Raw genomic sequence first — 25644 nt, 5'->3', positions numbered from 1 at the left:
CCACGAATCAAGGGGAGCTGATGAAGTAAATTGGATGCCAGTGGTCCATAATCTTCGGATCAATGGCGGAAGTATTGAGTCAGTAGCCTTGGGTCGCAGGATTGAGGCTTGACTTTGCTGTATGTTTTTAGCAGAGCGTTGGTTCAGTAAGGTTGCGCGAACTTGTTAGGTTGCTGCGCGTATTCCCCCAAGGCGGGAAAGACGTATGGCGAGTATGAGTATTCGTCTACTAAGTAGTTAGGCCTTCCTATGCAATCCGAAATCATTGAGTTTGCAAATTCAATCGGTGCAAGCGAGCCTGATCAGAACGATGATGTCTATCGTTTATATCGGTCACTATTTCGTGAGCGAAACTACTTCAGACATGCCAGTGGATTATTAGTGGTAAAAATAAGCCGGAGTAAGAAGCCCTTTTGGGGCTTAACTGAAGGAATCATAGATTTGCTAAACAAGCATTTCTCCTACAACCTGATTCTCCTGACGTCGGTGACTCAAGGTTGGGTTTTTAGCAAGGCAGAAACGATGCGTTACATTGATCGGCGCGAATGGAAGCTCGATGCGGAAGGGTTGGAATACAAAATTCATCCGCCGCTGCCTAATGCAAATATGTTTTTTGGCCCAAAGGGCTGTCTAAAGAAGCTTGACGTCAAGGGGGCGCCCAACAATGCGTGAGGGTGAGCTCTCGTGACGCGGTAAAAGACGGCGATGCGGAGTGCGGTGAATTGATGCCGCAGAATGAGTCCGAGAGCCATTTTTGCTTAAATTGCACCGGAGTAGTCATGTCAACCAAATGCAAGTTTTGCGGCTCCACCTCATATGGATCTTGTAACAATAGTCCGCACAAGAAGCACGAACATTTTGATGACGAAAAGCACTGCGTCTTCTGTGGGTCATCGTCCTATGGAAGTTGCAATAACAGCCCCTTTAAGAAGCACAAGCACGGCAGTGGCGCGAACAAATGTGTGTATTGCGGATCTCCATCTACTGGCTCCTGTAACGCCAGTCCTCATGGGAGACATGAAAAATGAGCCTTCCGTCCCAGTGAGATAAGCATCCGGTTATATATGCGAGTGAACGACTGTCTGGCTTTCCTTGGCACTCTGTTGTGAGCGGCAACGATTAGGGCGATTGTCGTGCATAAGGGATGATCTTGGCGCCAACTCGCAGGTCATCCAAATAGTCCGCCCAGGCTTGCATCATCTTCCGGCGAGCAGGCAAGTGAGTGGTGCGATTGTAGGCCCGGCCATTAGCGTCTTTGACGGCATGAGCCAGTTGGTGCTCGATATGATCCACCGGGAAGCCGAGTTCCTCGTCTAGTACTGTTCGAGCCATAGCCCGGAAGCCGTGACCGGTCATCGTGTCGCCGTCGTATCCCATATAGCGTAGAGCTGCATTTACCGTGTTTTCGCTGATGGGGCGGCGCACGCTACGCATGCCAGGGAACACGTATTTCCCGCTCCCTGTTAGCTGGTGCAGCTCGCGTAGGATAGCTATCGCTTGATGGGATAGGGGGACGAGATGTGGCTGCTTCATTTTCATCTTCTCAGCAGGGATGTCCCATATAGCCTTGTCTAAGTCAAATTCGAGCCATTCGGCATGCTGCAGTTCACCAGGCCGCACGAAGACCATAGGCGCAAGCTTGAGCGCCGCTATCGTTACGGGCGAGCCTTGGTAGTTGTGGATGGTGCGAAGCAGTTCTCCAATTTTTGATGGAAGAATGATGCTGGCGAAATGCTTGGTCTGCGGACGCTCCAATGCACCGATCAAGTCGGAGGCAGGGTTGCGTTCGGCGCGACCGGTGACGATGGCATAGCGAAATACCTGGCCGGCCAATCCGCGCGCGCGATGAGCCGACTCAACAATGCCGCGCTGTTCCATCTTGCGCAGCGCCGCCAGCAATACTGGTGCGGAGATATCTGCTATAGGAAGGCCACTGATGCTCGATAGATCCTTTTCTATCAGGCGACGACCTCGCTCCACGCTGTTCGCTCCCATGCCTTCTTTTTCACGCTTAGCTAGAAATTCCAAAGCGACAGAGGCAAAGGTATTGCCGACCTTCTCCAGCCGAGTGGCTCGCTCTGCTTTGGCAACTTGAGCTGGGCTCGCTCCGCTCTTCACTAGGGCTCGTGCCTTGTCACGTTCGGTGCGTGCCTCAGACAGCGACATCGTTGGGTACTCGCCCAATGCAGCCATGCTCGGTTTGCCTGCATGTCGATACCGATAGCGCCACAGCTTCGTACCAGATGGACGCACTTCGATGCACAGTCCATTGGTATCGGCAACGCGATACACCTTGTCGCGAGGTTTAAGTCCGCGCAGTTTAGTGTCTGTAAGCATGTGAGTAACGAGGTGTGAGTAAGGGCGGCTCGATGTGATCGGCTTACTCACTAAGTTACTCACTTTTTTCCTGGATTCAAGTGGGCCTCTTTGGAGGCGCATGGACATATGGGTACAAAAAAACCCGCATTTAGCGGGGTTTTTTTAGATCTAGTGGATTTGATTGGATGATCTTGGATGTCTGTATGGTGGGCCCACCAGGATTCGAACCTGGAACCAAGGGATTCGCGTGTTCCGAAAGTTTCCTTTCGGCGCGGACTATCTCTTCACCCTCCGCGTGTTGCGTGCGGGTGGGGTGCGGGACGCTCGAGCCTGTTATGAAGGGCGCTGAAGCCCTCAGGTAGTCTCTGCACCGTCCGGCGGTGTACCGCCGGCTTGGCTCAGGGTTGCCATCGATCCGCGCGTGCGCGTCGCTAAGGTTTCCCTGAATTCATCCCGTTCCCGTTCGCGCATTACTGCGCGACGGCACCTTTCGATGAGTCCCCTGCTCTAACCGTTGAGCTATAGGCCCTATCTCGCCGGGCATGATACCAGCAGGGCGGCGCAAGCGGTGTTGCTGCGCGGGGCAAAAAAACGGGAAATGCCCGGTGTTGCTTCGGTTCTTTTAACGCTGGGGGGCCTACATTGGGTACCCCTTTTTTTGTGGAGGCGGAGCCATGAGCACTGAAACGGTGGCCAAGCGGTTGGTGGCGTTGTGTCGCGAAGGTAAGTTTGAAGAGGCGCAGCACGAGCTTTATGCCAAGGATGCGATCAGCATCGAGCCGCAGGAGATGGCAAGTGGCCCGATGGGTAACGCAAAGGGCCTGAAGGCGATCCTGGAGAAGGGGCATCACTTTCAGGAGGCGGTGGAGCAGGTGCACATGAGTGAGGTGAGCGAGCCGGTGGTGGCGAATGGCTGGTTCAGTGTGGCGATGCATCTGGATGCCACGATGAAGGGACGTGGGCGCACGGATATGCACGAGATTTGTGTGTACCACGTGCACAACGACAAGATTGTGCAGGAGCAGTTTTTTTATGACGTGCATTGAGGTTTTGCCGCGGGCTAGTTGAAAGGGGTTGTGCGAAGGGCGCGGCATTTTTTATGTTGAGTGCTTCGCACAGCGTATGTGTACTGGGCCCCGGCCTTCGTCGGGGTGACGTGAGGTTTGGTGGAGTTGTGTGTGCGAGTGTGTGGTTTCTTGCGCTTGCTGCTCATTTATTTTCTTGATGATGCGCAAAAGAAAAGCCCCGCGTTTGCGGGGCTTTTGCTTTAACGATGATCGCGTCGCTGCTCAGTCGATATCGAGGAAGCTGCGCAGTTGTTCGCTGCGGCTGGGATGACGCAGCTTGCGCAGTGCCTTGGCCTCGATCTGGCGGATGCGCTCGCGTGTGACGTCGAACTGCTTGCCGACTTCTTCCAGGGTGTGGTCGGTGTTCATGTCGATGCCGAAGCGCATGCGCAGCACTTTCGCTTCGCGCGGGGTCAGGCCGGCGAGTACGTCGCGCACGGTTTCGACGAGGCCGGTTTCGGTGGCCGAGTCGATCGGTGAGCTGGCGTTGGTGTCTTCGATGAAATCGCCCAGATGCGAATCTTCGTCGTCGCCGATGGGGGTTTCCATCGAGATCGGTTCTTTGGCGATCTTCAGCACCTTGCGGATCTTGTCTTCCGGCATTTCCATTTCTTTGGACAGTTCTTCCGGCGTGGGTTCGCGGCCGAACTGCTGCAGCATCTGGCGGGAGATGCGGTTGAGCTTGTTGATCGTTTCGATCATGTGCACCGGAATACGAATGGTGCGCGCCTGGTCGGCGATGGAGCGGGTGATGGCCTGGCGAATCCACCACGTGGCATACGTGGAGAACTTGTAGCCGCGGCGGTATTCGAATTTATCCACCGCCTTCATCAGGCCGATGTTGCCTTCCTGGATGAGGTCGAGGAATTGCAGTCCGCGATTGGTGTACTTCTTGGCGATGGAGATCACCAGGCGCAAGTTGGCCTCCACCATTTCTTTCTTGGCGCGGCGTGCCTTGGCCTCGCCCACCGACATGCTGCGGTTGATTTCCTTGATGTCGGTCAGCGGCAGGAACAGTTTCTTCTCGATGTCCTGCAGCTTCTGCTGCTCGGCGTCGATCTGCTCGCGGAAGTGCTTGATGTTGGGCGACCACTTCTGGCGCTTGCGGCCCAGTTCTTCGGCCCAGCCGAGGTTGCCCTCGTTGCTGGGGAAGGCTTTGAGGAATTCGGCCTTGGGCATTTTCACGTGCTTGACGAAGACGTCCATCAGCACGCGTTCGTGATGGCGGATGTTGCCCACCACTTCGCGCAGGCGGCGCACGAAGCTGTCGATCAGGGCGGAGGGAAGCTTGAGCTTCAGGAACTCCTCGGCCATCTGCTCGCGCAGCTTGGTGACCTTCTTGTCGGAGATGTCGGCGGCCTTGGGGGCGGCTTTCTGGAACTTGCCGTAGTAGTCGCGCAGGAGTTCCATGCGGCGCTTTACTTCTTCCGGATCCGGGCCGCTGGGGCCGGCCTCTTCGTCTTCACCGTCGGCGGCTTCTTCTTCGTCTTCGTCCAGCTCGCCGTCGGCATCGGCGTCGGCCAGTTCAGCTTCGGCGAGCGCGGCGTCGGCGGCCTGCTCCAGGTCGGCGAAGCCGGCCAGGATTTCACTCAGGCGGCGCTTGCCGTCCAGGTGCTGGTCGTATTCCTCCAGCAGCATCTCGATGGTCAGCGGGAAGCTGGCCAGCGCGGTCTGCACCTGGGTGAGGCCTTCTTCGATGCGCTTGGCGATGGCGATTTCGCCTTCGCGGGTGAGCAGTTCCACCGTGCCCATCTCGCGCATGTACATGCGCACGGGGTCGGTGGTGCGGCCCACTTCGGAGTCGACGGCCGAGAGCAAGGCCACTGCTTCTTCGGCGGCGGTTTCGTCGTCGGTGGCGGCACCGGGGGCATTGTCGGCAAGCGGGTCGGCATCGGGGGCGGCATCGTGCACATCGATGCCTACGCCCTTGAGCACCGCCATGATGTCTTCGATCTGCTCCGGATCGACGATGTCGTCGGGGAGGTGATCGTTGATTTCGGCGTAAGTCAGATAGCCCTGCTCCAAACCTTTGGAGATGAGTGCTTTGATTTCCGACTGTTGCTCGTGGGCTTTGTTATTCATACCAACCGCCGCGGGATAGGAACCAATCAGTATAGCGATGTGATGCTTTTTTGACCAGTTTTCAAGTGAAAAATTCGCTGCCATCTGCACGCAAAAATCGCGCCAAAACGCGGTTTTCAGCGGAAATGGAAGCGTTCGTACGAGTTAAGGGTTCACCCGGCACCTAACGCACCTCGAGCCAAAAGGTGACAGGGCCATCGTTGACCAGATGTACCTGCATATGGGCGCCGAAGCGTCCGATTTCCACCCTTGGATGCGCGCCGCGAGCCAGTTCCACCAGGCGCTCGAACCAGATGCGGCCCTGTTCGGGCGAGGCGGCGCTGGTGAAGCTCGGGCGCATGCCCGAGCGGGTGTCGGCGGCGAGGGTGAACTGGCTCACCAGCAGCAGGCCGCCACCGGTATCGGTGAGGGAGCGGTTCATCTTGCCGGCAACGTCGGCGAACACGCGATAGCCCAGCAGCCGTTCCACCATCCGCCTGGCCTGTGCCTCGCCGTCGTCGGGTTGCACGGCCACCAGCGCCAAAAGGCCCGGGCCGATGGCGCCCACGGTTTCGTTGTCGACATCGACGCGCGCGCTGAGTACGCGCTGGATAAGGGCGATCATGGATAAAAGCAGCACAAGGAAGGATGCGTAACTCTGCAAGGCGATGGATGCCGGGTAAAGAGGGGCGTCGAGGGTGGGCGGGAGGTGAGTTCCGATGCGCGCGGAAGGTGGTTGCCGTTGGAGGGTCAACGGCAGGCAGAGGGGATGCTTGAGGGTTTCTGTTCGGCGACGCACAACCATGAAGCATTTCGTTGAACAACGTGCTTGCAGGCTCCCTCCCCTGCGACAGTAGGGGAGGGTTGGGGGGTGAGCTTGGGGCAAGTGCATTGCGAGTGTGCGTAACCCCACCCGAGCCCTCCCCTGCAAGCAGGGCAGGGGACACATCGCGCGGGCATGAAGCATTCGCTCAATCGTCTCCCGCCCTTTACCCTTACGCGCTCACCCGCCACACACATCATCCTCATGCGTCTGGACATCTACCTCGTTTACTTGCTGCTGCGCCTGTTCGGTCTGCTGCCGTTGCGCTGGCTGCAGGCGATCGGCGCGGGCCTGGGCAGGCTGACGTTGCGGCGCGGCGGCAGGATGGCGCGCTACACGGCCGTGAACATGGCGATCGCGCGGCCGGCATTGAATGACGCCGTGCGGGCGGCGCTGGTGCGCGAGGCGATGATCGAGGGCGGCAAGTCGATCACCGAGATCGTGAAGATCTGGGGCGCAGGTGCGGAACGCGCGCTCGACCTGGTGCGTGAGGTACGCGGCGAGGCGTTGTTCGATGCAGCGCTGGCAGCCGGCAAGGGCGTGATCATCGCCGCGCCGCATCTGGGCTGCTGGGAGCTGCTCAATTACTGGCTGTGCCGCAAGACGCCGATGGCGATTCTGTATCGGCCACCGCGCATCGCCGCGGTGGAGGCGCTACTGCGCAAGGTGCGCGGCGCCTTGGCGCCGGAGCAGGTGCGGGCGGAAGGTGCCGGTGTGCGTACGTTGTACAAGCGGCTTGCATCGGGAGGCACGGTGGGCATTTTGCCGGATCAAAAACCGCGTGCGGGTGAGGGTGAATTTGCGCCGTTCTTCGGGCGCGAGGCGATGACGATGGTGCTGCTGCCACGCCTGGCCGCGCGCACGGGTGCGACGGTGCTGTTTGCGTTCGCCGAGCGTTTGCCGCGTGGGAAGGGCTATCGCATCCATTTTCTACCGGCGCCGGATGGGTTGGACGACGCGGACTTGCCGCGCGCGTGCGCGGCGCTCAATCGCGGGGTGGAAAACTGCGTGGAGCTCGCGTTTGCCCAGTATCAGTGGCATTACAAGCGGTATTCGGCGGATAACCGGCCCAGCCCGTATTGAAGGGTTGATGCTTTGAAGATGGCGGGTTTCTAGAGAAGCCTTGCTATAACCCCACCGTCATTCCGGCCTTCGCCGGAATGACGGTAAGGCGAAAGCTAGCTCTTGGGCACTACGACTTTTCCTGCTCGATGCGACGCAGGAACACCGTCATTTCTTTTTCCGCCTGCTTGTCGCCACGTTGCTGCGCCACGGCGATGCCTTGTCGCCATGCCTCAACCGCGCCGGCTTCATCCCGCATCGCCAAGCACGCTTTACCCAGCAACTTCCACGCAGCGGAATAGTTGGGATCAAACGCCACCGCACGTCGAAGTTCTTCAACGGCGCCGGCGTTATCGCCTTCACTCAGCAACGCATTCCCCAGCGAAAACCGCAACAACGCCCCATCGCGAGGGCCCCCGCATTGCGCGCGCAGGGTGTCGATCAACGCGCTCACGACTGCGGCACGGCCTGCAGCGTGGTGGGTGCAGGGTAGACGCGCGGCGCTTGCGAAGGCTCTGCCGGTGTACGGCCGCCGCGCAGGGCTGCTAGCGTCGGCGCTGCCCAGACGACCAGCCACTCGGACCGGAACGGTTGCGCCAGCAAGGCGTAGCGCAACGCCGAGGCGTCCAGTTCGTTGGGATGCGTCACGATCAGGCCGTCAGGGTGCTCTTTCGCGAAGGCTTGCAGGGCCTGGCCGGTGTGCAGTTCGGTAATCGGCTGCGTCAGTCGCCCAGCAAAATGGAATTGCCCTTCGTAGTTGCCTTCGAACGCGACGGGATGATGATCGGCCTGCGTGGCGGCGATCAACGACGTGGTCGGGTTCAAATCGTACTTGTGCCACAGTGTCAGGGTGAACAAGGTGTTGAGCGCGAGCGCGCCGAGCAATCCGGCCACCGCCACCCGACGCATCTCGCCGCGTCCGCGCACCAGCAGCAGGCAGCCGAGCAGCAGAAACACTACGCTGAACGTGCGGCTGTACGGTGCAGCGCCTTCCACCCATTCGTTGTGGAACGCATGCGTCGGCGTCACATACGGCAATGCGAACAGCGCACCGGCGAACAGGATGCTGCCCAGACCCAGCGGCCAACTGCCCAGCCAGTAATTTTCCGCCAGCGTGGTGCGTTCTTCGCGCAGTACGGCGATGGCGCCGGCCAGCACGAGCGTCCAGCCGCCGAATTCGGGCAGCAGGTAATACCACTGCTTGCCGCTGATCAATGAGAACAGCACGAATGTGGGCACCAACCAGCACAACGCAAAGCGCACGCCATGGGCGAGCGGCCCGCGCAGCGTGCCCAGTGCCACCCATGCGCGCGGCCATGCGCTGAACGGAAACAGCAGCAAGGGCAGCGATATCAGATACCAACCGATCCAGCGCGGATGACTCTGCACCACCTGCGCCTGCTGCGCGTTGTTCATCACACGCGCCGCGGTTTGCGTGAAGAACAGGCGATGCCGATACGCATCGCCGCCGGCAAAGCCAGCCGGAATGGCCCACGCGACCAGCAGCGCAAGGCCCAGCAGCAACGCCAATACACCGCGCCCATACCAGCGCGCGCGATGCTCGCGCGCCCAGTCATTCCACAACGGGCCGAGCAACCACGGGAAGGCGATATGCAAGAGCATCACCGGGCCCTTGGTGAGCAGACCCGCGCCGACCAGCACCCCAAACAGCCACCAGCGCGGTTCGGCGCGCTGCAGCGAGGGGGTGAGACACAACAATGCGCCCAGCACGCAATCGGCCAGCAGCACTTCGTACATCACCTGCAGGCCGAACAGGAAGGCGTACGACAACGCCAGCAGCATCCACGGCGCGGCTTTGGCGACCCACGGACGCTCGGGAAACAACCGGCGCGCGAGAATCGACACCTGCACCAGCTGCACGCCGCCGAAGATCACCTCCAGCACACGCGGCCAGATGTCGTTGACGCCAAACACGAACCAGCCGGCGTGAATCAGCCAGAACAGCAGCGGTACTTTTTCGCTATAAGGCTCGCCATTGATATGCGGCACCAGCCAGCTGTGATCGCGCCACATCTCCCACGCCACCGCGAGCGTGCGGGTGGAATACAGCGGCATCGGGCCGTGGGAAAAAATCGCCACCAGGGCCGCCACGCTCCAGAGCGGAAGCCAGGGCCAGAGGCTGCGTAGCACTTCGGAGCGGCGATAGCTGGGAGTCGGCACGTGGGTCGGCTTGGCTTGGAGATGGGCGGATTCTAGCCGGATCGGGAAGGGCTATCTGCGATGGGGCGGCCTGGTTCGATATTTCGGCGCATGCCTACGCTGCCACTCGAGGAAGTTCGCCGTAGCGTGAGCGCCGCTTAGACGCTCCCGGAGCCGTTCATCGTGCCCCGTCATCATTCCAGCGAAGGCCGGAATGACGTCTATGCAAGAGGGAGGCGTGGGGCGAGAACACACACTGCTGCGCTTCTACGCAGGGCGCTGGCGATCTGCCGTCATGCCGGCCCCCAGTACCCAATGCGCTTGCGCAACTTCAACTTGCGCCACCAATTGCGCGGTTTGCGCTTGCGGTTGCCACCCTTGGCGATGAACGCGTCGATGGCGTCCAGCACGCGTTCGCTGGAGCGGCCATCGTGGTACGGATGAATGGCTTCGCCGAAATCCTTGATCGCCCGCATCAATTCCGGTGGCCGCGCCAGCGCGCACGCGATGGCTGGCTCGAACTCGGAAGGGTCGTGGATATCGATCAATTGCGGACCTGGCGCGCGGTTGTCATACGTCACCACCGGCTTGCCGGTAAGCAGGAATTCGCTGAGCGCGGAGGAGGTATCCGAACACATCATGTCGACCTGCGGGAACAGTTCGAGGATGTTGTCGTTCTCGGCGAAGGTGAGGTACTCGTTCTGCAGCGCCTTGTACTTTGCCACCGTCTCCGGCGCCATCTTCGGATGGAAGGAAACGATCCAGCGCCAGCGTCCATCGCGTGAAAGGCGCTTCACTTCTTCATACAGCGTTTCGGCCGCGCTCCAGGAAGGCGAGAAGGTGGAGTGATAGAGAATCACCGGCGGCGTGCGCACGGGCGGCAGGGAGCCGGCGATCGCTTTCATGAACGGATCGAGCTTGGGCCAGCCGGTTTCCATCACGGAAAAGTGCCCGAGCTTTTGCGCCAGCGCGCCGAACTGCGCGGTGTCGCGCGGGCCCGTTGTGCAGTAAAGATCAAAAAAGCCGCGAATATAGATGTGCCTCGGCTTGCCGGCATTGAAGCCGTGAAACACTTCCACCTTCACGCCGGGAAAGAAATGCGGCAGATGATTGCCGGGCGTGAGTACCGCGATCGGCTTCCACGCGCGTACTTGCTGCACGGTGAGCAGGCGCTCGCCTTCGATCAGATCGCTTGCGCCCGGGCCATCGAAGAACCACGCCGTTTCATCGCCACGCGCGCGGATCGCATCCTGGATCGGACGCAGGATGGCCAGCGCGTAGCGTTCCGATCCGTAGAGCAAGTAATGCTTGGGCATGTCAGTGATCCAATCCGGCGCGCGTCAGCGCAGCGGCGGCGGTGTCGCGCGAGGCAGGGTTCAGGCGCATCTCGTAATAGCGCATGCGCTTGTAGATGGCATAGCTGGCGGCCGTATGCGCGATCACGTAACCGCGCCAGCCGTCCAGCAAACCCAGGCGCAGCACGTAATCTTTGACGAACGCGAACGCATACACGAACGGCGTCTGCCACATGCGGGTGGATTTGTTCTTATCCGACCAGTCGCGGCATTTCAGTTCGGAATACAGCAGCACCTTGAGCTGCTTTTCCACCAGGCTGGGGTTGTTGTCGTGCAGGAACGGCGCCTGCAAGGTCAGCGAGCGGCCGTTGAAGGTAAGCGATTCGTGCACGCGCACGTCGCTCCAGCGCGCGCGATCGCGGTGATAGAGCCGCGCCAGCTTCTCGCCCACGGCGGGGCGGTACCAGCGCATCGGCTTGCCCATGTAGATGAGATGGCGGCGCAGTATCACCGCGGCGGTGTCGCTTTCCATCAGGGCCGGGAGGCGCCGCTGCAATTCCCCGGCGAGTTCCGGCGTGAGGTATTCATCGGCGTCCAGCGCAAGTATCCATGGATGGCTGCAGTGCGTGGCCGCGACGTTGCGTTGCGGGCCGAAGCCGAGCCAATCCTGATGCACCACGCGGGCGCCGTGGGCGCGGGCAATGGCCACCGTGTCGTCGGTGCTGCCACTGTCGATCACTAGTTTTTCGGCGGCAAACGGCACGCTGTCCAGGCAGCGCGCGATTTTTTGCGCCTCGTTGCGGGTGATCACAACGAGCGTGAGAGGAAGGAGAGGCGCCATGCCCGCATTCTAGCGGGCATCGGCCCGGTTCTGGCGAGTTAAGAAGGGTATCGCGTGGTTCCCGGCGCATTCCGCTGTGCCGGGGTACGTTAAGATGTGCGGTACGCGAATGGTGCATCGAAGTTGGCCTCTCGCGTACTCGAAAGTTGCCGGACCGCATGGCGAAATAATGCATCGGCGTTCGTGATCGTTCCCAAGGAAGCGTTAAGACCGTCATGCCCAAATCCGTGGCCAGCGTTACCGTCATGGTCTCCACCTATAACTGGAAGGAGGCGCTGGCCCTTTCGCTCCGCAGTCTGGCTGCGCAGCGTGTTTTGCCGGACGAAGTGATCGTGGCCGACGACGGCTCGCGCGAGGACACCGCCACGCTCTTGCGCGACATCGCCCGCAGCTTTCCCGTGCCGCTGCGCCATGTCTGGCAGCCGGACGAAGGTTTTCGCAAGGCGCGCATCCTCAATCGCGCCATTGCCGCTGCGCGCGGCGATTACATCATCCAGTTCGATGGCGACATGCTGGCGCATCCGCGTTTCGTCGCCGATCACCTGAGCCTGGCCCGGCCCGGCCGCTTCCTGCAGGGCACGCGTATCCGCACCACCGTGGCGGAAACCGCCCGGTTGCTCGCCGGCGGCAAGCCGCAGTTCGGTTGGTTCGTGGATGCCTATTTCCGCGATGAGGACGATCGCGGCACCTGGCACTTCGGGCGCCGTCACCACACCTTGCGGCTGCCATGGCTGGCGAAGATCAAGTCGCGTTCTACCGGCCATCCGATGGGCTGCAACGTGAGTTTCTGGCGCGAGGATCTGCTGCGCGTCAATGGTTACGACGAGCGCATGCACGGCTACGGCAGCGAGGATCTGGAAATCGATATCCGGCTACAGAACGCGGGGCTGCGCCGCGCGCAGATCAAGTTCGCGGCGCTGGCTTTGCACCTTGAGCACAAATCCGTGTCATCGCAGGATCCGGCCGATCCGGAACTGCCCAACAACAAGCTTCTGTTCGCCAGCAAGGAACGGCATCTCGTGCGCAGTGAATGTGGTTTGGATGCTCATCTGGCGGATTTCGCGCAATCGCCGGCGGACGATCTCCGTACGCGTGGGAGCCAGAACGCATGACGGTGCTTGCGCGCAACACGCCGTGGTCGCAGGTGTGGACCGAGCACGAGGACACCGCCGCCACCGGCTGGCTCCGCCGCGTGCTAACCGTGGGCATGGCCTGGCTGATCATCGGCATGGCGGTGATGCCGGCGGGCGTTTCCTACAATCCCAGCAAGGCGTATCAGGCCGTGCTGGCGCTCACCTTGTGGCTGCCGACGATCGTGCTGATCGCCATGCGTCCGCACCGGTTTATCCAGCTGCTCAAGCAATCGCCGATGCCGTGGGTGATGGTGTTGCTGGCGTGGGGTTGGCTATCGCTGGCGTGGAGTCACGCGCCGCACCGCGGTGACGAGGCGACGCGCAACCTGAGTGTGCTGCTGTTTTTGGTCGCGAGCCAGTGGGTGTTTGGCGGCAATGGGCGGCGCACGCAATGGCTGCTGATCGGTTGCAGCTTCGTGCTGGCGGCGGTGGCCATCCTGGACATGCTGAACTTCGCCTCGCATCCGCCTACCGATGGGCGCCTGATCGGCATCGGTGTGATGGCCAATGCCAACCTCGCCGCCGCCGGCATGGGCGCGGCGCTGATCTGGCTATGGCCGTGGCGTTTCGATCGCTGGGGCTGGAACATTGCGCGCTGGATGGCGGTGGCGATACTGGCCTTGTTCGTGCTGCTCACCTTCACGCGCAGCGCCTGGGCGGCACTGTTCGTGGCGTTGGTGGTGATGGCGCTCTGCGACGGTGGCCGGCGTGCATGGATCTATGCCGGAATGATCTGCCTGATGGGGCTGCTTGGCGTGGCGTTGGGCTTCAATGTGCTGATGGAGCGCGGCCTTTCGCTGCGGCCGCAGATCTTTGCCGGCGCGCTGCATCTGTTCCTGCAACACCCCTTGCGCGGTCTCGGCCAGGGTACGTCGTTCACCATCGCGGCCGGCAACGAAGTGCTCGATCACGCGCACAACATGTTCGCGCAGCTTGCCATCGAACTGGGTTTGCCTGCGCTGCTGCTGTGGGCGGGCATCTGGTTGGCGCTGGGCTGGCGCGCGTGGCGGCATCGCCATGACGGGCTGGGCTTGCTCGTATTGGGGCTGTGGGTGTTTGGTTCCATTGCGGTGCAATTCGATCTGCCCCATCTGCTCGACAGCCCGCGTCCGGGCTGGCTGATCACCTGGCTACCACTGGCATTGAGCATGACTTTCCAGCGGAGCATCGCGCGCAACGTATGAACGTTTCGCTCATCGTCATCACGTACAACTGGCCCACGGCGTTGGAGCGCGTGCTGGAAAGCATCGCCGCGCAAACGCGTCTGCCCGATGAGGTGTTGATTGCCGATGACGGTTCCGGCGCTGAAACGGCCGCGGTAATCGCGCGTGCACGCGAACGGTTTCCTGTGCCGCTGAAGCACATCTGGCACGAAGACAAGGGCTTTCGCGCCGCACGCGCCCGCAACCGCGGCATTGCGGCGAGCAAGGGTGATTACATCGTGCTGCTCGACGGCGACATGCTGGTGCATCCGCAGTTCATCGCCGATCACATGATGTTGGCCGAGCAGGGCTTCTTTCTGCAGGGCGGCCGCCTCAAGGCTAGTTACACGGAAAGCCAACGCGTGCTCGCGGGCGGCAAGCCGGTGTATGCGCCGTGGGTGAACGCCAATTTCCATGAGTTCGATGGCACCAAGCGGTTGTACGCATTCCGCTCGCCGCGGCTGGCGCGCTGGAAGGCACGTTCCCGCAGCGGCGGACGCGTGATGAGCTGCAACATGAGCTTCTGGCGCGAGGACCTGTTGCGCGTCAACGGCTTCGATGAGCGCATGGAAGGGTATGGCGCGGAAGATCGCGAGCTGGTCGTGAGGCTGGAAAATGCGGGCTTGCGGCGACGTGCGTTGAAGTGGTGCGCGTTGGCGATGCATCTGGAACACAGGACGCGCGGGCAAGGCGATGTCAACGATCCGAGCCTACCCAACAATCAGTTGCTGCAAGAGAGCATCGAGCAGCATCGGGTGCGTTGTGAGATGGGTGTCGATCGGCATTTGGCGGAGTTTGGCGAGCGCTAAAGATGTTTCGTTCCTGTTGAGATACCTCCGTCCCCCTTGTCGTCATTCCAGCCTTCGCCGGGATGACGGAGAGGAAATCTCGGGGGGCTTTACGCGGAATGCAACGCATCGAGTAAGCGCTGCGGAAAATTCGCATGGTTGCGTTCATACCAAGCACGCGCAGCTTCACCCATGCGTTCGACGGCCGCATCATCCATGCTGATGCAACGTTCAATCGCCGCTTCCATCGCCGCCTCGTCAAATCCATAACACGTCGACAAATCCTGCACCCCGATCGCCTGCGCAGGCACCAGCACACCACGTTCAGCCGCGACCAGCTCGTTCATCGGTTCGGCATCGAGCGTCACTACTACGGCGCGACAGCTCATCGCTTCTACCAGGTAGTGGCCAAAACCTTCGGTTTGCGACGGGCAAAGATGGAACTGATGGGCATTCTGCAGGCGGCGGTAGTCGGCATCGCTCACGTGTTCGCGGATCAGCGTGACGTTTGCCGGAAGCGTGTCGATCTCCACGCGCTTGCGCCGCCATGCCACGGTGAGCGTGGGCCACTGCGGATGTTTGCGCCATAGCGCGAGCAACGCCTGGGTGCCTTTGTTACCGCTGCGTCCGGGGCCGTGAAAGAACGCACGCTGGCGCGGTACGCTCGGATCGAGCCGGTCGGTGCTGGTGAAGCCGATATAGCGCGTGTTGGCACCGAGGGTTTGAAACAGACGCTGTGCGTGCTGCGTCTTCACCCATACGGCATCCATCGTCGAAAGCGCGGCCTTGTCTTGCGGCCGGAAATATTCCGGATTCGGTATCAGCACGTTGCGTCGCGCGGCGCGTGCGAACTCGGGGCGTATGCGTTCCAGCATTACGTTCACGTCGAATGCGGGTGACCTGCGCGCGAGCTGCCAGCGTGTTAACCATTCGGCAACGCGCCCGCGATGCGCCAGACCGGTGGTGTGCGTGATGCAGCCGGCGTGTTGCAAGGCCTGCGCCAGCAGCGGTAGATCGCGGCTCAGTCCGGCGCCGTTGTCGCGCGCGATCAACTGGCAGCGATCATTGGGCATCGTCCGCCTCCGGCATTTCATCCGCACTCGTGGGCACGCAGCCGGGGATCACGGCGTTCGCTTTGAACAACCACCAATCGCGCCGGTTCGCATGGCCCACATTGATGGCCTTGCTGCGATCCACGCAGTGCCCCATCGCTGGCTCCTGTACGAATAGCCAGCGCGTGGCTGGCGCTGCCGCCTGCCACAGTACGCCTTGCACGAATTGCTGCGAGGTCGGCGCGCTGAATCCAAAGTCCAGCGCATGCCGATCGAGCATCAGCATGTTCTGTTCTTTCCAGTCGACCAGGCCGATTTCATCATGCGGGCCAAGATGTTCGCTCACCCGCTGCATCAGGCCTGCCGAAGAGCTGCTGTCGTTGAGCAGCGCATAACCCCACACGCCCCACACCATCCACAAGGCGAACATGCCGCCGGCAACGGCATAGTGCACGCGACGCATGCGGAAGATCGCCAACGCCAGCCATTGCGCGGCGCCGATCACGATGCACATCCACCACAGGCTGTTCGCGGGACCGTCGAAACCGCGATCGTAGGCGAGCCGGGTGGCAAAGGCGGGATGCGCGCTCAACGCATAGACCCCCAAGCCCAGCATGCAGCCGCCGATGAGCAACAGGAAGATCGCGCCGAGCACTCGCAGCCAGCGCTTGGCCAGCATGTCATCGACATACGGCGCGGTGATCAATGCGAGCATCGGCACGATCGGCAGCACATAGACATCGCGCTTGCCGGCCGAAGCGCTGAAAAACAGCAGCACCAGCACCACCCAGCCAAGCGGCAACAGGATGCGCGCATCCTTGGTTTTCAACGCCTGCCACCAGCGCACGAACGTGCCCGGATAGGTGAGCGAGAGCGGCAACCAGTTGTAGACCATCAGCGGCAAATAGAACAACGGCCCGTGGATGTGATGCCAGGCATCGGCATAGCGATGCGCCGTCTGCTTGAACAGGATGTTGTGGACATACGCTGCATACGCAGGGTCGCCGACGTGAGCGCGCGCTGCGAGCAGCATCGGGATCAGCCACAGATCGATCGCCACCAGCGTGGCCACCAGCCCGAGCAGCCAGCGCCACCACGTACGGTTGTCGATCGGTGCAATGCCATGCCAGTTGCGCGCGGTGGCCCATGCATACGGCAACAGCATCAGCAGCGCGAGAAACCCCACGCCCTTGGTAATGACGCCCAGTCCCGCGCAAAAACAACCGAACCAGAACAATCGCCAATCCGGTCCGCATAAGAGATGACGCAGCAATCCCCAATTGGCCGCAGTGATGAAAAACACCACCAGCGGGTCGATCTGCGCGCGTTTGGCCTGGAATACAAACTGGATGCACATCAGCGCACCCATCGCCGCGTACATGCCGATCTTGCGGTTCCATAACCGTCGCCCGAGGTCGTAGATCAACCACAGCGTGCCCAGCGCGCCAAGAAACGAGGGCAGCATGAAGGCGACGCGCCAGTTGCGCACGACTTCGAAACTTGCCGCTTCCAGCCAGAACAGCATCGGCGGTTTGTCTGCGTAAAGCTCCACGCCGCGATGCGGGAACAGCCAGTCGCCGCTTTCCACCATCTGCTTGGCGGCGAGCGTGAAGCGCGGTTCGTCGGAGGGCCAGGGATCGCGCAGGCCAATGCCGATGCCGAGGATCAGGATGGCGAAGAAGACGAGGAGCCAGAATTGGCGGCGTTCCTGAGCGGTGGCAGCGAAGGTCGACATGCAAGCGTCCGAATACGTACCCCTCCCCTTGCTTGCCGGGGAGGTTGGGAGAAGGTTGTCCGAGCGTGCCGCAAGCTGCGGGACTTCACCCCGCTTCAACCCACTCCTACGGAGCGCAGGGGAGGGCGTGGCTTGCGGTGCGCGTCAGCGTCACCGGCGTTCAAGCACGGCATAGTACATGCCGTCGAGATCGCCATCGCCGGGAAGTATCTGCCAGCCGACCGCGGCTGCCTGCCCCACCGGCCATGCCATGGATACCGCGCAGGCATCATCACGGCTGGCGAGAAAGGGCGCGATGACGGCCTCGTTCTCGGCGCGCAGCAACGAGCAGGTGACATAAACCAGCCGGCCGCCCGGTGCGAGCAGGGGCCACAGCGCCGCAAGGATGCGTCGCTGTTGATCGACCAGTGCATCGATATCGCTGGGACGCCGATGCAGGCGTACATCCGGGCGACGGCGCAGTACACCGGTGGCGGAGCAGGGGGCGTCGATCAGGATGCGATCGAAGGGCTTGCCATCCCACCATGTGGATGGGTCGGCGGCGTCGCCGATGCGCACGTCGGCCTGCAGGCCGAGCCGTTCGAGATTCTGACGAATCCGTACAGTGCGCGCCGCGTCGAATTCCAACGCCGTCAGCGCGATATCGGCGCGCTCCAACAGATGGCAGGCTTTGCCGCCCGGCGCGGCGCATGCGTCCAGCACGCGCTGGCCGTCATGCACGTCCAGCGCATCGGCGCCCACTTGCGCCGCGCCGTCCTGCACGGCGAACAAGCCTTGCGCGAAGCCGGGCATGCGGGTGACGTCGCTGCTGTGCGGCAGCACGATGCCGTCGGCGAGCCACGGGTGGGGATCGGCGGTGTAGCCGCGCGCACGCAATTGCTCCACCAGCGCGGCGCGCTCGACGCGGCGTCGGTTCGCGCGCAGCATCAAGGGCGGTTCCCGATCGCTGTCGGCGAGCACGGCGTCGGCCTGCGCGGGCCAATCGGCGGTCATGGATTCGACCAGCCAGTTGGGCATTGCATAGCGCGTCTGGGGCGCTGCATTCAGTTCGGCCAGCAGCGTCGTCCGCTCGCGTTGCCAGCGGCGCAGCACGGCGTTGACCAGGCCGGCCAGGCGCGGGCGATTCAAGGCGCGTGCCGCTTCCACGCTGGCGGCGACGGCCGCGTAATCCTGCAGTTGGAGGATTTCCAGTTGCACCAGGCCAAGCACCAGCAACGCATGAACTTCCGGTTCCTTGCGCCGCAACGGTTTGTCGAGCAGGCGATCGAGCACGGCGTCGAAGCGCAGCCACCAGCGCGCGCCATCGCTCAGTAATGCAGTCAACAACGCGCGATCGCGCGGATCGTGCAGTTGCGGTGCGCGGCGTTCCATCGCATCGCGCAAGGATGCGCCGCGCAGCGCGATATCGGCCAGGGCCTGCGCGGCGAGGGCGCGTGTGTCGTTCATCGTGTGCTGCGCAGTTCGGGGCGTGCGTTGAGATAGTCGGCGGCGGCGATGCGTTTGCCGCCGGCGCGCTGCAGGGAGGTCACGCGCAGCATGTCTTCGCCGCAGGCGATATCGATGCCGCCGCGTTGCGCAGCGATTACGCTGCCGGGCGCACCGGCATGCGATTGTTCGATCGCGTGTGCCGACCAGATCCGCACGTTCTCGCCGGCGATCTCGCCTTCGGCCACCGGCCAGGGATCGAACGCGCGCACCTGCCGTTCGAGCGCCAAGGCCGGGCGCGCGAAATCCAGTCGCGCTTCGGCCTTTTCCAGCTTGTGCGCGTACATCACGCCTTCGGGCGATTGCGGTACGGCGTACAGTGTTTCGCCGGCGAGCGTGCGGCGCAGGCCTTCGGCGAGCACGTCGGCGCCCAATGCAGAAAGGCGGTCATGCAATAGGCCGCCGGTATCGTCGCGGGTGATCGGTGTGCGTCGTTCGAGCAACACGGGGCCCGTGTCCAGGCCGGCCTCCATCTGCATCAGATTGACGCCCGATTCCGTATCGCCGGCAAGAATCGCGCGCTGAATCGGCGCCGCGCCACGCCAGCGCGGCAACAGGCTCGCGTGCACGTTCCAGCAGCCCAGACGCGGAATCGCCAGCACTTTGCGCGACAGAATCAAGCCGTAGGCGACTACGATCATCAGGTCGGGCCGGTACGCTTCGAGCCTTGCGCGTGCCTGGGCGATTTTGAGCGTTTCAGGTTGTTCAACGGCAATGTTGGCGTCCAGCGCGGCCTGTTTCACTGGGCTGGGCGTGAGTTTGCGTCCGCGTCCTGCCGGGCGATCGGGCTGCGTATAGACGGCGACGAGGTCCGCGCCACTGGCGCGACATGCTTCAAGGCAAGGGATGGAGAATTCCGGCGTACCGGCGAAGACAACGCGCAAACTCACGCGCTAGCAGCCTGCTTGCGTTGTTTTTCCAGGCGCTTGAGCAAGATCGAGCGCTTCAGCGGCGACAGGTAATCGACGAAAACCTTGCCGGCCAGGTGATCCATTTCATGCTGGATGCATACCGCCAGCGGCCCTTCCAGCTCCAGCTCGAAGCTGTTGCCCTGGACATCCTGCGCGCGCACCTTCACCTTCAGCGCGCGCGTGACATCGGCGAAGATACCGGGGAAGGAAAGGCAGCCTTCCTGGTACACCTGCGTGCCATCCTTTTCCAGTATCTCCGGGTTGATCAGCGCCAGAGGCTGGTGGCGCTCCTCGCTCATGTCGGCCACCAGCACGCGCTTGTGCACGTTCACCTGGGTGGCGGCCAGGCCCACGCCATTGGCGGCGTACATCGTCTCGAACATGTCATCGATGAACTGCTTCAATGATGCATCGAACACCGTGACCGGCGCGGCCTTCGTGCGCAGTCGAGGGTCGGGGAATTCAAGAATGGTCAGGACGGACATGAATAGCTACCTCGGACGCCGGAAATGCGGGCGAATTGGTAAAAAGCCAGCCCGGCTGCGGTCTAGAATATAGATATTGTACGCGCTCCAAGTGGTTGCCGGCGCGCGAATTTGCCAACTGGCACGTGTTGCTTGGGTTAATGCTTCGGTTACACTCGCCCGAGCGTAGGGGGAGGGGGATTCCCGGTTATGATCAGAAAGTCCATCGGGCTGCTGGCCGGCATGCTGGTCACCGTGGCCGTTTATGCGGCCGGCGCACAGCTTCGTGCCGATCACCCCGACAGCTACACCGTGCGTCGTGGCGATACCCTCTGGAGCATCTCCGCGCGCTTCTTGTCCAAGCCCTGGCTATGGCCGGAAATCTGGCAGGCCAACCCGCAGGTGCATAACCCGCACCTCATCTATCCGGGCGACGTGCTTGACCTGTCCTTCGTCAATGGCGGTCCGGCGCTGAAGCTGGAACCGTCGATCCATCGCGAAGGCGAAGCGATCCCCGCCATCCCGGTCGATCAGCTCAAGCCGTTCCTGAAAGACTCGCGCGTGGTCGATCCGGACGAGGTCAAGAATGCCCCGTACGTGATGGGCTTCGAAGAAGGCGACCTCACCGGCACGGCCGGCCGCAACCTTTACGTGCGCCACATCGATGCACAGCCGGGCCAGCGCTGGGCGATCGTGCGTCCCACGCACGTGTTCCGCACCTACGGCGGCGATGAAGCGCAAGAGAGCGACGAGATGGCGGCCAACCTGGTCGATAGCGATGTCGCCACCACGAACTCGCCGTGGCAAGAGGAATGGGCCACCGACATTGGCCGTTCCACGCCGAACCATGCCTTCCGCGGCAAGACGCTCGCGATGGAAGTCACCGTGATCGGCGAGGCCGAAGTGCTGCGCGGTGGCGATCCAGCCACGCTGCTACTGCTGAACTCGAAAATGGAAATCCGTGCCGGCGATCGGCTGATGCCGATCGATGACAACCCTTACGACCCCTACTACTACCCGCATCCGCCCAAGAGCATGCCGCAGAACGGCCGCGTGATCGCCTTCGCGCAGGAACGCCTCACCCAGGTCGGTCCCAACGACGTAGTGGTGCTGTCGATCGGCTCGAAGGATGGTGTCGACAACGGCACGACCTTCTCGCTGTGGCAGCCCGGCGAGCAGGTGCCCGACGACGTGGCGCACAACAGCTGGACGCGCTACGACCACAAGTTCGTGACCTTGCCGGACGAATACATCGGCCACGTGATGATCTTCCGCACCTTCGATCGCGTGAGCTACGGCGTGGTGATGGATGGGCTCAAGCCGGTGCAGATCGGCGCGCGGGTGAAGATGCCCGAGTAAGCGCGGCATCCGCTGATAAAACTCACGAAACGGCGCGGTAAACCCGCGCCGTTCTCGTTTTCGCGCTCGCGTAGACTCGTCGCATGAACGAACACGCGGAACTGCACGATTGGATGATCGCCCTGCGCACGCCTGGCATGGGGCCGGGTGGTTTGCGCGAACGCCTGACTGCGGCAGGCGGACGGATGGGCGAAGTCGTAGCGCAACTTCGGCGCGAGGCGCAGACGCTGGATCCGCGCGCACAAGCGTGGCTGCAACAACCCGACCAGGCGCGCATCGGTGCCGACATCGCCTGGCTGCGCGAGCCGGGTCATCGGTTGCTGCGCTGTACGGAGGAGGATTTTCCACCCCAGCTCGAAACCATCCCGCAGCCACCGGTGGCCCTGTTCGTGGCCGGGGATGCCAGCCTGTTGCTGCGTGCCCAGGCGGCCATTGTCGGCGCGCGCAGCGCCAGCGTGGCCGGCAGGACCAACGCGAGCGCGTTCGCCCGCCACCTTGCGCTAGCTGGGTTCGTGATCACCAGCGGCCTGGCCGATGGCATCGACGGCGCGGCTCACGAGGCGGCGCTGGAAGCCGGCCAGCCCACCGTCGCGGTGATCGGCACCGGGCCGGACCTGGTCTACCCGCGCAAGCATCGGGAGCTGTCCGCGCGTATCGCGGCGCAGGGGGCACTGGTCAGCGAATTTCCTCCCGGGACGGCGGCGCGTGCCGACCATTCCCGCGCCGCAATCGCCTGATTGCTGGGTTGTCGCTGGGCACGTTGGTGATCGAGGCGGGACTGCAATCGGGGTCATTGATCACCGCCCGGCTGGCTGGCGAACAAGGACGGGAGGTGTTCGCCGTGCCCGGTTCCATCCATAATCCGCTCGCTCGCGGCTGTCACCGCCTCATCAGGGAGGGTGCGCGGCTGGTCGAAAGCGCCTCTGAAGTAGCCGAAACCCTGGTTCCCGCCGCGCGGGCGCTTGGTGCCGAACTGGCCCAGCGCCTGGAACGGGTACCGGTGGCAAGGGCAGGAAGCGCCCGATCGGCGGCTGGCAGCTGGCGCGACGACCCGGAATACCAACGGCTGCTGGACGTGCTCGGGCACGATCCCATGGCGGTGGATGACCTGGCCGCGCGCACCGGGCAAAGTGCTGCCGTTCTGTCGTCCATGTTGCTCATGCTGGAGTTGGAAGGTTGTGTCGAAGGCTTGCCGGGCGGCCGCTATCAGCGCCTTGCGGCTGGCTGACGCCAACCCCGGCCCCGGCCTCGGAAAAGCGCGCTGGACCTCGCTTTCACGTGCGCACGCTTGACAGCCCTCAAGCTGGCGTGCTTCCAACTATTAATAGAGCGGCTGTTCATGAACAGCCGCAGATGGACTTTTGGAATCTCAAGGCCCCATGGCAAAGAACCTGCTCATCGTCGAATCGCCGGCCAAGGCCAAGACGATCAACAAATACCTCGGCAAGGACTTCCAGGTCCTGGCCTCCTACGGCCACGTGCGCGATTTGAAACCCAAGGAGGGCGCGGTCGATACCGAGCACAACTTCGCCATGAAGTACGAGGTGATCGAGCGCAACGAAAAGCACGTTGACGCCATCGCCAAGGCCGCCAAAGTCGCCGACGACATCTACCTGGCGACCGACTTGGATCGCGAAGGCGAGGCGATCAGCTGGCACATCAGCGAGATCCTCAAGGAGCGTGGCCTTGCCGAGGGCAAGAACCTGCACCGGGTGGTGTTCTCCGAAATCACGCCGCGCGCGATCAAGGCCGCCGTGGCCACGCCGCGCAAGCTTTCGCACGACCTGGTCGATGCGCAGCAGGCGCGCCGTGCGCTGGACTACCTGGTCGGCTTCAACCTTTCGCCGGTGCTGTGGCGCAAAGTGCAGCGCGGCCTTTCCGCCGGCCGCGTGCAAAGCCCCGCGCTGCGCATGATCGTGGAGCGCGAGGAAGAAATCGAAGCCTTCGTGGCACGCGAATACTGGACGGTGGAAGCGCAGCTCAAGCATGCCGACGGCGACTTCGGTGCGCGCCTTACCAAGCTCAACGGCAAGAAGTTCGAGCAGTTCGACCTCACCAACGAGGTCGATGCCATGGCGGCCCGCGCCGCGCTGAAAGAAGCCGCGCGCGGCCATCTCACCGTCAGCGAAGTGGGCAGCAAGGAGCGCAAGCGTCGGCCCGCGCCGCCGTTCACTACCTCCACGCTGCAGCAGGAAGCTGCGCGCAAGCTCGGTTTTGGCACCACCCGCACGATGAAGATCGCGCAGGGCCTGTACGAAGGTGTCGGCCTGGGCAGCGAAGGTAACGTGGGCCTGATCACCTACATGCGTACCGACTCCACCGCGTTGTCGGAAGAGGCCGTGGGCGAACTGCGCCAGCTCATCACACGCGATTACGGCAACAAGGCATTGCCCGATCAGCCGCAGGTGTATCGCACCAAATCAAAAAACGCGCAGGAAGCGCACGAAGCGATTCGCCCGACGTCCGCCATGCGCACGCCGCGCGAGGTGGCGGCGTTTCTCACCGACGATCAGCGCAAGCTGTACGAGCTGATCTGGAAGCGCACCGTGGCCTGCCAGATGATCCACGCCACCATGAACACGGTGTCGGCCGACTTCGACGTCAAGCATGTCAAGGGCGGTGACGCGGCGTTCCGCGCCACCGGTACCACCGTGATCGATCCGGGCTTCCTCGCCGTCTATGAAGAAGGCCGCGATCAGAAATCCGCCGAGGATGACGACGAAGGCCGGCGCCTGCCGAAGCTGCAAAAAGGCGAGCAGATACCGCTCCAGGACATCCTTGCCGAACAGCATTTCACCGAACCGCCGCCGCGCTATTCCGAAGCCAGCCTGGTAAAGGCGCTGGAGGAATACGGCATCGGCCGTCCGTCCACCTATGCCAGCATCATCCAGGTGTTGCAGAACCGCGAATACGTGCTGCTGGACAACCGCCGTTTCCGCCCCACCGACGTCGGTCGCGCGGTAAGCAAGTTCCTCACCCAGCACTTCACGCAGTACGTCGATTACGACTTCACCGCCCGCCTCGAAGACGAGCTTGACGCCGTCAGCCGCGGCGAAGAGGCGTGGGTGCCGCTGATGCGTCGCTTCTGGGAGCCGTTCAAGCAACAGGTGGAAGAAAAAACCGAATCGGTCGATCGCAGCGAAGCCACCGGCGCGCGTGAACTCGGTACCGATCCCAAGAGCGGCAAACCGGTTTCCGTGCGTCTGGGTCGCTACGGGCCGTATGCGCAGATCGGCGACAAGGACACGGACGAAAAACTGCAGTTCGCAAGCCTGCGTCCCGGCCAGAGCATGCACACCATCACGCTGGACGAATCGCTGGAGCTGTTCAAACTGCCACGCAAGCTGGGGCAAACGGAAACCGGCGACGAAGTCAGCGTGGGCATCGGCCGCTTCGGGCCATTCGTGAAGCAGGGCAGCACGTATGCCTCGCTCAAGGCCGAAGACGATCCCTACACCATCGAGCTGCCGCGCGCGCTGCAGATCGTGCAGGAAAAACTGGAGCTGATCGCCAACCGCATCATTCAGGATTTCGGCAATGGCGTGCAGGTGCTCAACGGCCGCTTTGGTCCGTACATCACCGATGGCGAGAAGAATGCGCGCATTCCCAAAGATCAGGAACCGAAGGAACTGACCGAAACCCAGTGCCTGGAATTGCTCGCGGCCGCGCCGGTAAAGAAGGGGCGCTTCGGCAAGAAGACGGCTGGCGGGAAAGCGGCGCCGGCGGCGAAGAAAGCCGCTGCGAAAAAGACGGTGACCAAGAAAGCAGCCACCAAGAAAACCGCTGCGAAGAAAGCGCCCGCGAAGAAGACGGCAGCAAAGAAAGCGTCAGCCAAGAAAGCTGCAACAAAGAAGGCGGGCGCCTAAACCTCGACCGATGTGCTTCCT

At 62.3% G+C, this 25644-nt stretch carries 20 protein-coding genes and 1 pseudogene; 9 read left to right on the top strand and 12 right to left on the bottom strand.

Annotated features, from left to right (window positions below; translation table 11 throughout):
- Positions 1 to 249 precede the first annotated feature (249 nt).
- The gene (locus tag DWU98_RS09275) at positions 250 to 672 is read left to right on the top strand and encodes a hypothetical protein (protein ID WP_115495270.1); all 423 of its coding nucleotides are present in this window, start codon (positions 250 to 252) and stop codon (positions 670 to 672) included.
- Between the two features lie 447 nt (positions 673 to 1119).
- Here DWU98_RS09275 and DWU98_RS09270 read toward each other — a convergent pair whose 3' ends face one another.
- Entirely contained in the window at positions 1120 to 2337 is a 1218-nt protein-coding gene (locus DWU98_RS09270; protein ID WP_115495269.1) for a tyrosine-type recombinase/integrase, read from the bottom strand.
- 656 nt (positions 2338 to 2993) lie between these two features.
- Between DWU98_RS09270 and DWU98_RS09265 the strand changes: the two genes are divergently transcribed.
- Positions 2994 to 3365 (top strand): SnoaL-like domain-containing protein, encoded by a 372-nt coding sequence (locus DWU98_RS09265; RefSeq protein WP_115495268.1) that lies wholly within the window; start codon positions 2994 to 2996, stop codon positions 3363 to 3365.
- A gap of 243 nt (positions 3366 to 3608) precedes the next feature.
- Here the strand turns inward: DWU98_RS09265 and rpoD are convergent, their stop codons facing one another.
- Both rpoD and dtd read right to left on the bottom strand, forming a co-directional pair.
- Positions 3609 to 5468, bottom strand: a complete 1860-nt coding sequence (gene rpoD / locus DWU98_RS09260) for an RNA polymerase sigma factor RpoD (RefSeq protein ID WP_115495402.1) — start codon at positions 5466 to 5468, stop codon at positions 3609 to 3611.
- A 163-nt stretch (positions 5469 to 5631) separates the two neighbouring features.
- The gene (gene dtd / locus DWU98_RS09255; protein WP_115495267.1) at positions 5632 to 6072 is read right to left on the bottom strand and encodes a D-aminoacyl-tRNA deacylase; all 441 of its coding nucleotides are present in this window, start codon (positions 6070 to 6072) and stop codon (positions 5632 to 5634) included.
- A gap of 402 nt (positions 6073 to 6474) precedes the next feature.
- On the opposite strand from dtd, the gene DWU98_RS09250 reads away from it, so the two are divergent.
- Complete coding sequence (locus tag DWU98_RS09250) at positions 6475 to 7353, top strand: LpxL/LpxP family acyltransferase (protein ID WP_115495401.1); 879 nt, start codon at positions 6475 to 6477, stop codon at positions 7351 to 7353.
- Positions 7354 to 7462: 109 nt separating this feature from the next.
- Here the strand turns inward: DWU98_RS09250 and DWU98_RS09245 are convergent, their stop codons facing one another.
- The 4 genes from DWU98_RS09245 to DWU98_RS09230 all read right to left on the bottom strand — a co-directional run bounded on the left by DWU98_RS09245 (position 7463) and on the right by DWU98_RS09230 (position 11628).
- Positions 7463 to 7786 carry a tetratricopeptide repeat protein gene (locus DWU98_RS09245; RefSeq protein ID WP_115495266.1) on the bottom strand — a complete coding sequence of 108 codons (324 nt, stop codon included), beginning with the start codon at positions 7784 to 7786 and terminating at the stop codon, positions 7463 to 7465.
- Positions 7783 to 9513, bottom strand: coding sequence for an ArnT family glycosyltransferase (locus DWU98_RS09240; RefSeq protein WP_115495265.1), 1731 nt, complete (start codon positions 9511 to 9513; stop codon positions 7783 to 7785). The genes DWU98_RS09245 and DWU98_RS09240 overlap by 4 nt, the downstream gene beginning before the upstream one ends.
- Positions 9514 to 9785: 272 nt before the next feature.
- Complete coding sequence (locus tag DWU98_RS09235; protein WP_115495264.1) at positions 9786 to 10808, bottom strand: CDP-glycerol glycerophosphotransferase family protein; 1023 nt, start codon at positions 10806 to 10808, stop codon at positions 9786 to 9788.
- A gap of 1 nt (position 10809) precedes the next feature.
- A complete protein-coding gene (locus DWU98_RS09230; protein ID WP_115495263.1) occupies positions 10810 to 11628 on the bottom strand; it encodes a glycosyltransferase family 2 protein in 819 nt (272 codons plus the stop codon).
- Positions 11629 to 11843: 215 nt separating this feature from the next.
- On the opposite strand from DWU98_RS09230, the gene DWU98_RS09225 reads away from it, so the two are divergent.
- Genes DWU98_RS09225 through DWU98_RS09215 form a run of 3 tightly spaced genes read left to right on the top strand, consistent with a single transcriptional unit; the run spans position 11844 to position 14772 of the window.
- Entirely contained in the window at positions 11844 to 12740 is an 897-nt protein-coding gene (locus tag DWU98_RS09225; RefSeq protein WP_115495262.1) for a glycosyltransferase family 2 protein, read from the top strand.
- On the top strand, positions 12737 to 13945 hold the full coding sequence (locus DWU98_RS09220) for an O-antigen ligase family protein (RefSeq protein ID WP_158545008.1): 1209 nt from the start codon (positions 12737 to 12739) through the stop codon (positions 13943 to 13945). The genes DWU98_RS09225 and DWU98_RS09220 overlap by 4 nt, the downstream gene beginning before the upstream one ends.
- Positions 13942 to 14772: a glycosyltransferase family 2 protein gene (locus tag DWU98_RS09215; RefSeq protein WP_115495260.1), complete on the top strand. Its 831-nt coding sequence runs from the start codon at positions 13942 to 13944 to the stop codon at positions 14770 to 14772. Before DWU98_RS09220 ends, DWU98_RS09215 begins: the two co-directional genes overlap by 4 nt.
- An 89-nt stretch (positions 14773 to 14861) precedes the next feature.
- On the opposite strand, the gene DWU98_RS09210 is transcribed toward DWU98_RS09215, so the two are convergent.
- The 5 genes from DWU98_RS09210 to def all read right to left on the bottom strand — a co-directional run bounded on the left by DWU98_RS09210 (position 14862) and on the right by def (position 20419).
- Entirely contained in the window at positions 14862 to 15824 is a 963-nt protein-coding gene (locus DWU98_RS09210) for a glycosyltransferase (RefSeq protein WP_115495259.1), read from the bottom strand.
- Positions 15814 to 17538 (bottom strand): ArnT family glycosyltransferase, encoded by a 1725-nt coding sequence (locus DWU98_RS09205; RefSeq protein ID WP_115495258.1) that lies wholly within the window; start codon positions 17536 to 17538, stop codon positions 15814 to 15816. Before DWU98_RS09205 ends, DWU98_RS09210 begins: the two co-directional genes overlap by 11 nt.
- Before the next feature lie 150 nt (positions 17539 to 17688).
- The gene (gene rsmB, locus DWU98_RS09200; RefSeq protein ID WP_115495257.1) at positions 17689 to 18984 is read right to left on the bottom strand and encodes a 16S rRNA (cytosine(967)-C(5))-methyltransferase RsmB; all 1296 of its coding nucleotides are present in this window, start codon (positions 18982 to 18984) and stop codon (positions 17689 to 17691) included.
- Positions 18981 to 19913: a methionyl-tRNA formyltransferase gene (fmt, locus tag DWU98_RS09195; RefSeq protein WP_115495256.1), complete on the bottom strand. Its 933-nt coding sequence runs from the start codon at positions 19911 to 19913 to the stop codon at positions 18981 to 18983. The genes rsmB and fmt overlap by 4 nt, the downstream gene beginning before the upstream one ends.
- Entirely contained in the window at positions 19910 to 20419 is a 510-nt protein-coding gene (gene def / locus DWU98_RS09190; protein ID WP_115495255.1) for a peptide deformylase, read from the bottom strand. Before def ends, fmt begins: the two co-directional genes overlap by 4 nt.
- A gap of 189 nt (positions 20420 to 20608) precedes the next feature.
- Between def and DWU98_RS09185 the strand changes: the two genes are divergently transcribed.
- From DWU98_RS09185 to DWU98_RS09175, 3 genes and pseudogenes are all read left to right on the top strand, one after another.
- On the top strand, positions 20609 to 21757 hold the full coding sequence (locus DWU98_RS09185; protein WP_115495254.1) for a LysM peptidoglycan-binding domain-containing protein: 1149 nt from the start codon (positions 20609 to 20611) through the stop codon (positions 21755 to 21757).
- An 83-nt stretch (positions 21758 to 21840) separates the two neighbouring features.
- Positions 21841 to 22985, top strand: a pseudogene (gene dprA, locus DWU98_RS09180) (DNA-processing protein DprA).
- 151 nt (positions 22986 to 23136) lie between these two features.
- Complete coding sequence (locus tag DWU98_RS09175; RefSeq protein WP_115495253.1) at positions 23137 to 25623, top strand: DNA topoisomerase I; 2487 nt, start codon at positions 23137 to 23139, stop codon at positions 25621 to 25623.
- Positions 25624 to 25644: the final 21 nt, after the last annotated feature.

This window comes from Dyella monticola (assembly GCF_003363155.1).
Lineage (GTDB): Bacteria > Pseudomonadota > Gammaproteobacteria > Xanthomonadales > Rhodanobacteraceae > Dyella_B > Dyella_B monticola.
This window is presented reverse-complemented; position numbering and strand designations above follow the sequence as displayed.

Excerpts from the sequence above, each read along its gene's own strand:
- DWU98_RS09205 (WP_115495258.1), bottom strand. The coding sequence starts at position 17,538 with ATGTCGACCTTCGCTGCCACCGCTCAGGAACGCCGCCAATTCTGGCTC.
- DWU98_RS09175 (WP_115495253.1), top strand. The coding sequence starts at position 23,137 with ATGGCAAAGAACCTGCTCATCGTCGAATCGCCGGCCAAGGCCAAGACG.
- DWU98_RS09235 (WP_115495264.1), bottom strand. The coding sequence starts at position 10,808 with ATGCCCAAGCATTACTTGCTCTACGGATCGGAACGCTACGCGCTGGCC.
- DWU98_RS09250 (WP_115495401.1), top strand. The coding sequence starts at position 6,475 with ATGCGTCTGGACATCTACCTCGTTTACTTGCTGCTGCGCCTGTTCGGT.
- dtd (WP_115495267.1), bottom strand. The coding sequence starts at position 6,072 with ATGATCGCCCTTATCCAGCGCGTACTCAGCGCGCGCGTCGATGTCGAC.
- rpoD (WP_115495402.1), bottom strand. The coding sequence starts at position 5,468 with ATGAATAACAAAGCCCACGAGCAACAGTCGGAAATCAAAGCACTCATC.
- DWU98_RS09215 (WP_115495260.1), top strand. The coding sequence starts at position 13,942 with ATGAACGTTTCGCTCATCGTCATCACGTACAACTGGCCCACGGCGTTG.
- DWU98_RS09265 (WP_115495268.1), top strand. The coding sequence starts at position 2,994 with ATGAGCACTGAAACGGTGGCCAAGCGGTTGGTGGCGTTGTGTCGCGAA.
- DWU98_RS09230 (WP_115495263.1), bottom strand. The coding sequence starts at position 11,628 with ATGGCGCCTCTCCTTCCTCTCACGCTCGTTGTGATCACCCGCAACGAG.
- DWU98_RS09275 (WP_115495270.1), top strand. The coding sequence starts at position 250 with ATGCAATCCGAAATCATTGAGTTTGCAAATTCAATCGGTGCAAGCGAG.
- DWU98_RS09270 (WP_115495269.1), bottom strand. The coding sequence starts at position 2,337 with ATGCTTACAGACACTAAACTGCGCGGACTTAAACCTCGCGACAAGGTG.
- DWU98_RS09225 (WP_115495262.1), top strand. The coding sequence starts at position 11,844 with ATGCCCAAATCCGTGGCCAGCGTTACCGTCATGGTCTCCACCTATAAC.
- rsmB (WP_115495257.1), bottom strand. The coding sequence starts at position 18,984 with ATGAACGACACACGCGCCCTCGCCGCGCAGGCCCTGGCCGATATCGCG.
- DWU98_RS09185 (WP_115495254.1), top strand. The coding sequence starts at position 20,609 with ATGATCAGAAAGTCCATCGGGCTGCTGGCCGGCATGCTGGTCACCGTG.
- DWU98_RS09210 (WP_115495259.1), bottom strand. The coding sequence starts at position 15,824 with ATGCCCAATGATCGCTGCCAGTTGATCGCGCGCGACAACGGCGCCGGA.
- def (WP_115495255.1), bottom strand. The coding sequence starts at position 20,419 with ATGTCCGTCCTGACCATTCTTGAATTCCCCGACCCTCGACTGCGCACG.
- DWU98_RS09220 (WP_158545008.1), top strand. The coding sequence starts at position 12,737 with ATGACGGTGCTTGCGCGCAACACGCCGTGGTCGCAGGTGTGGACCGAG.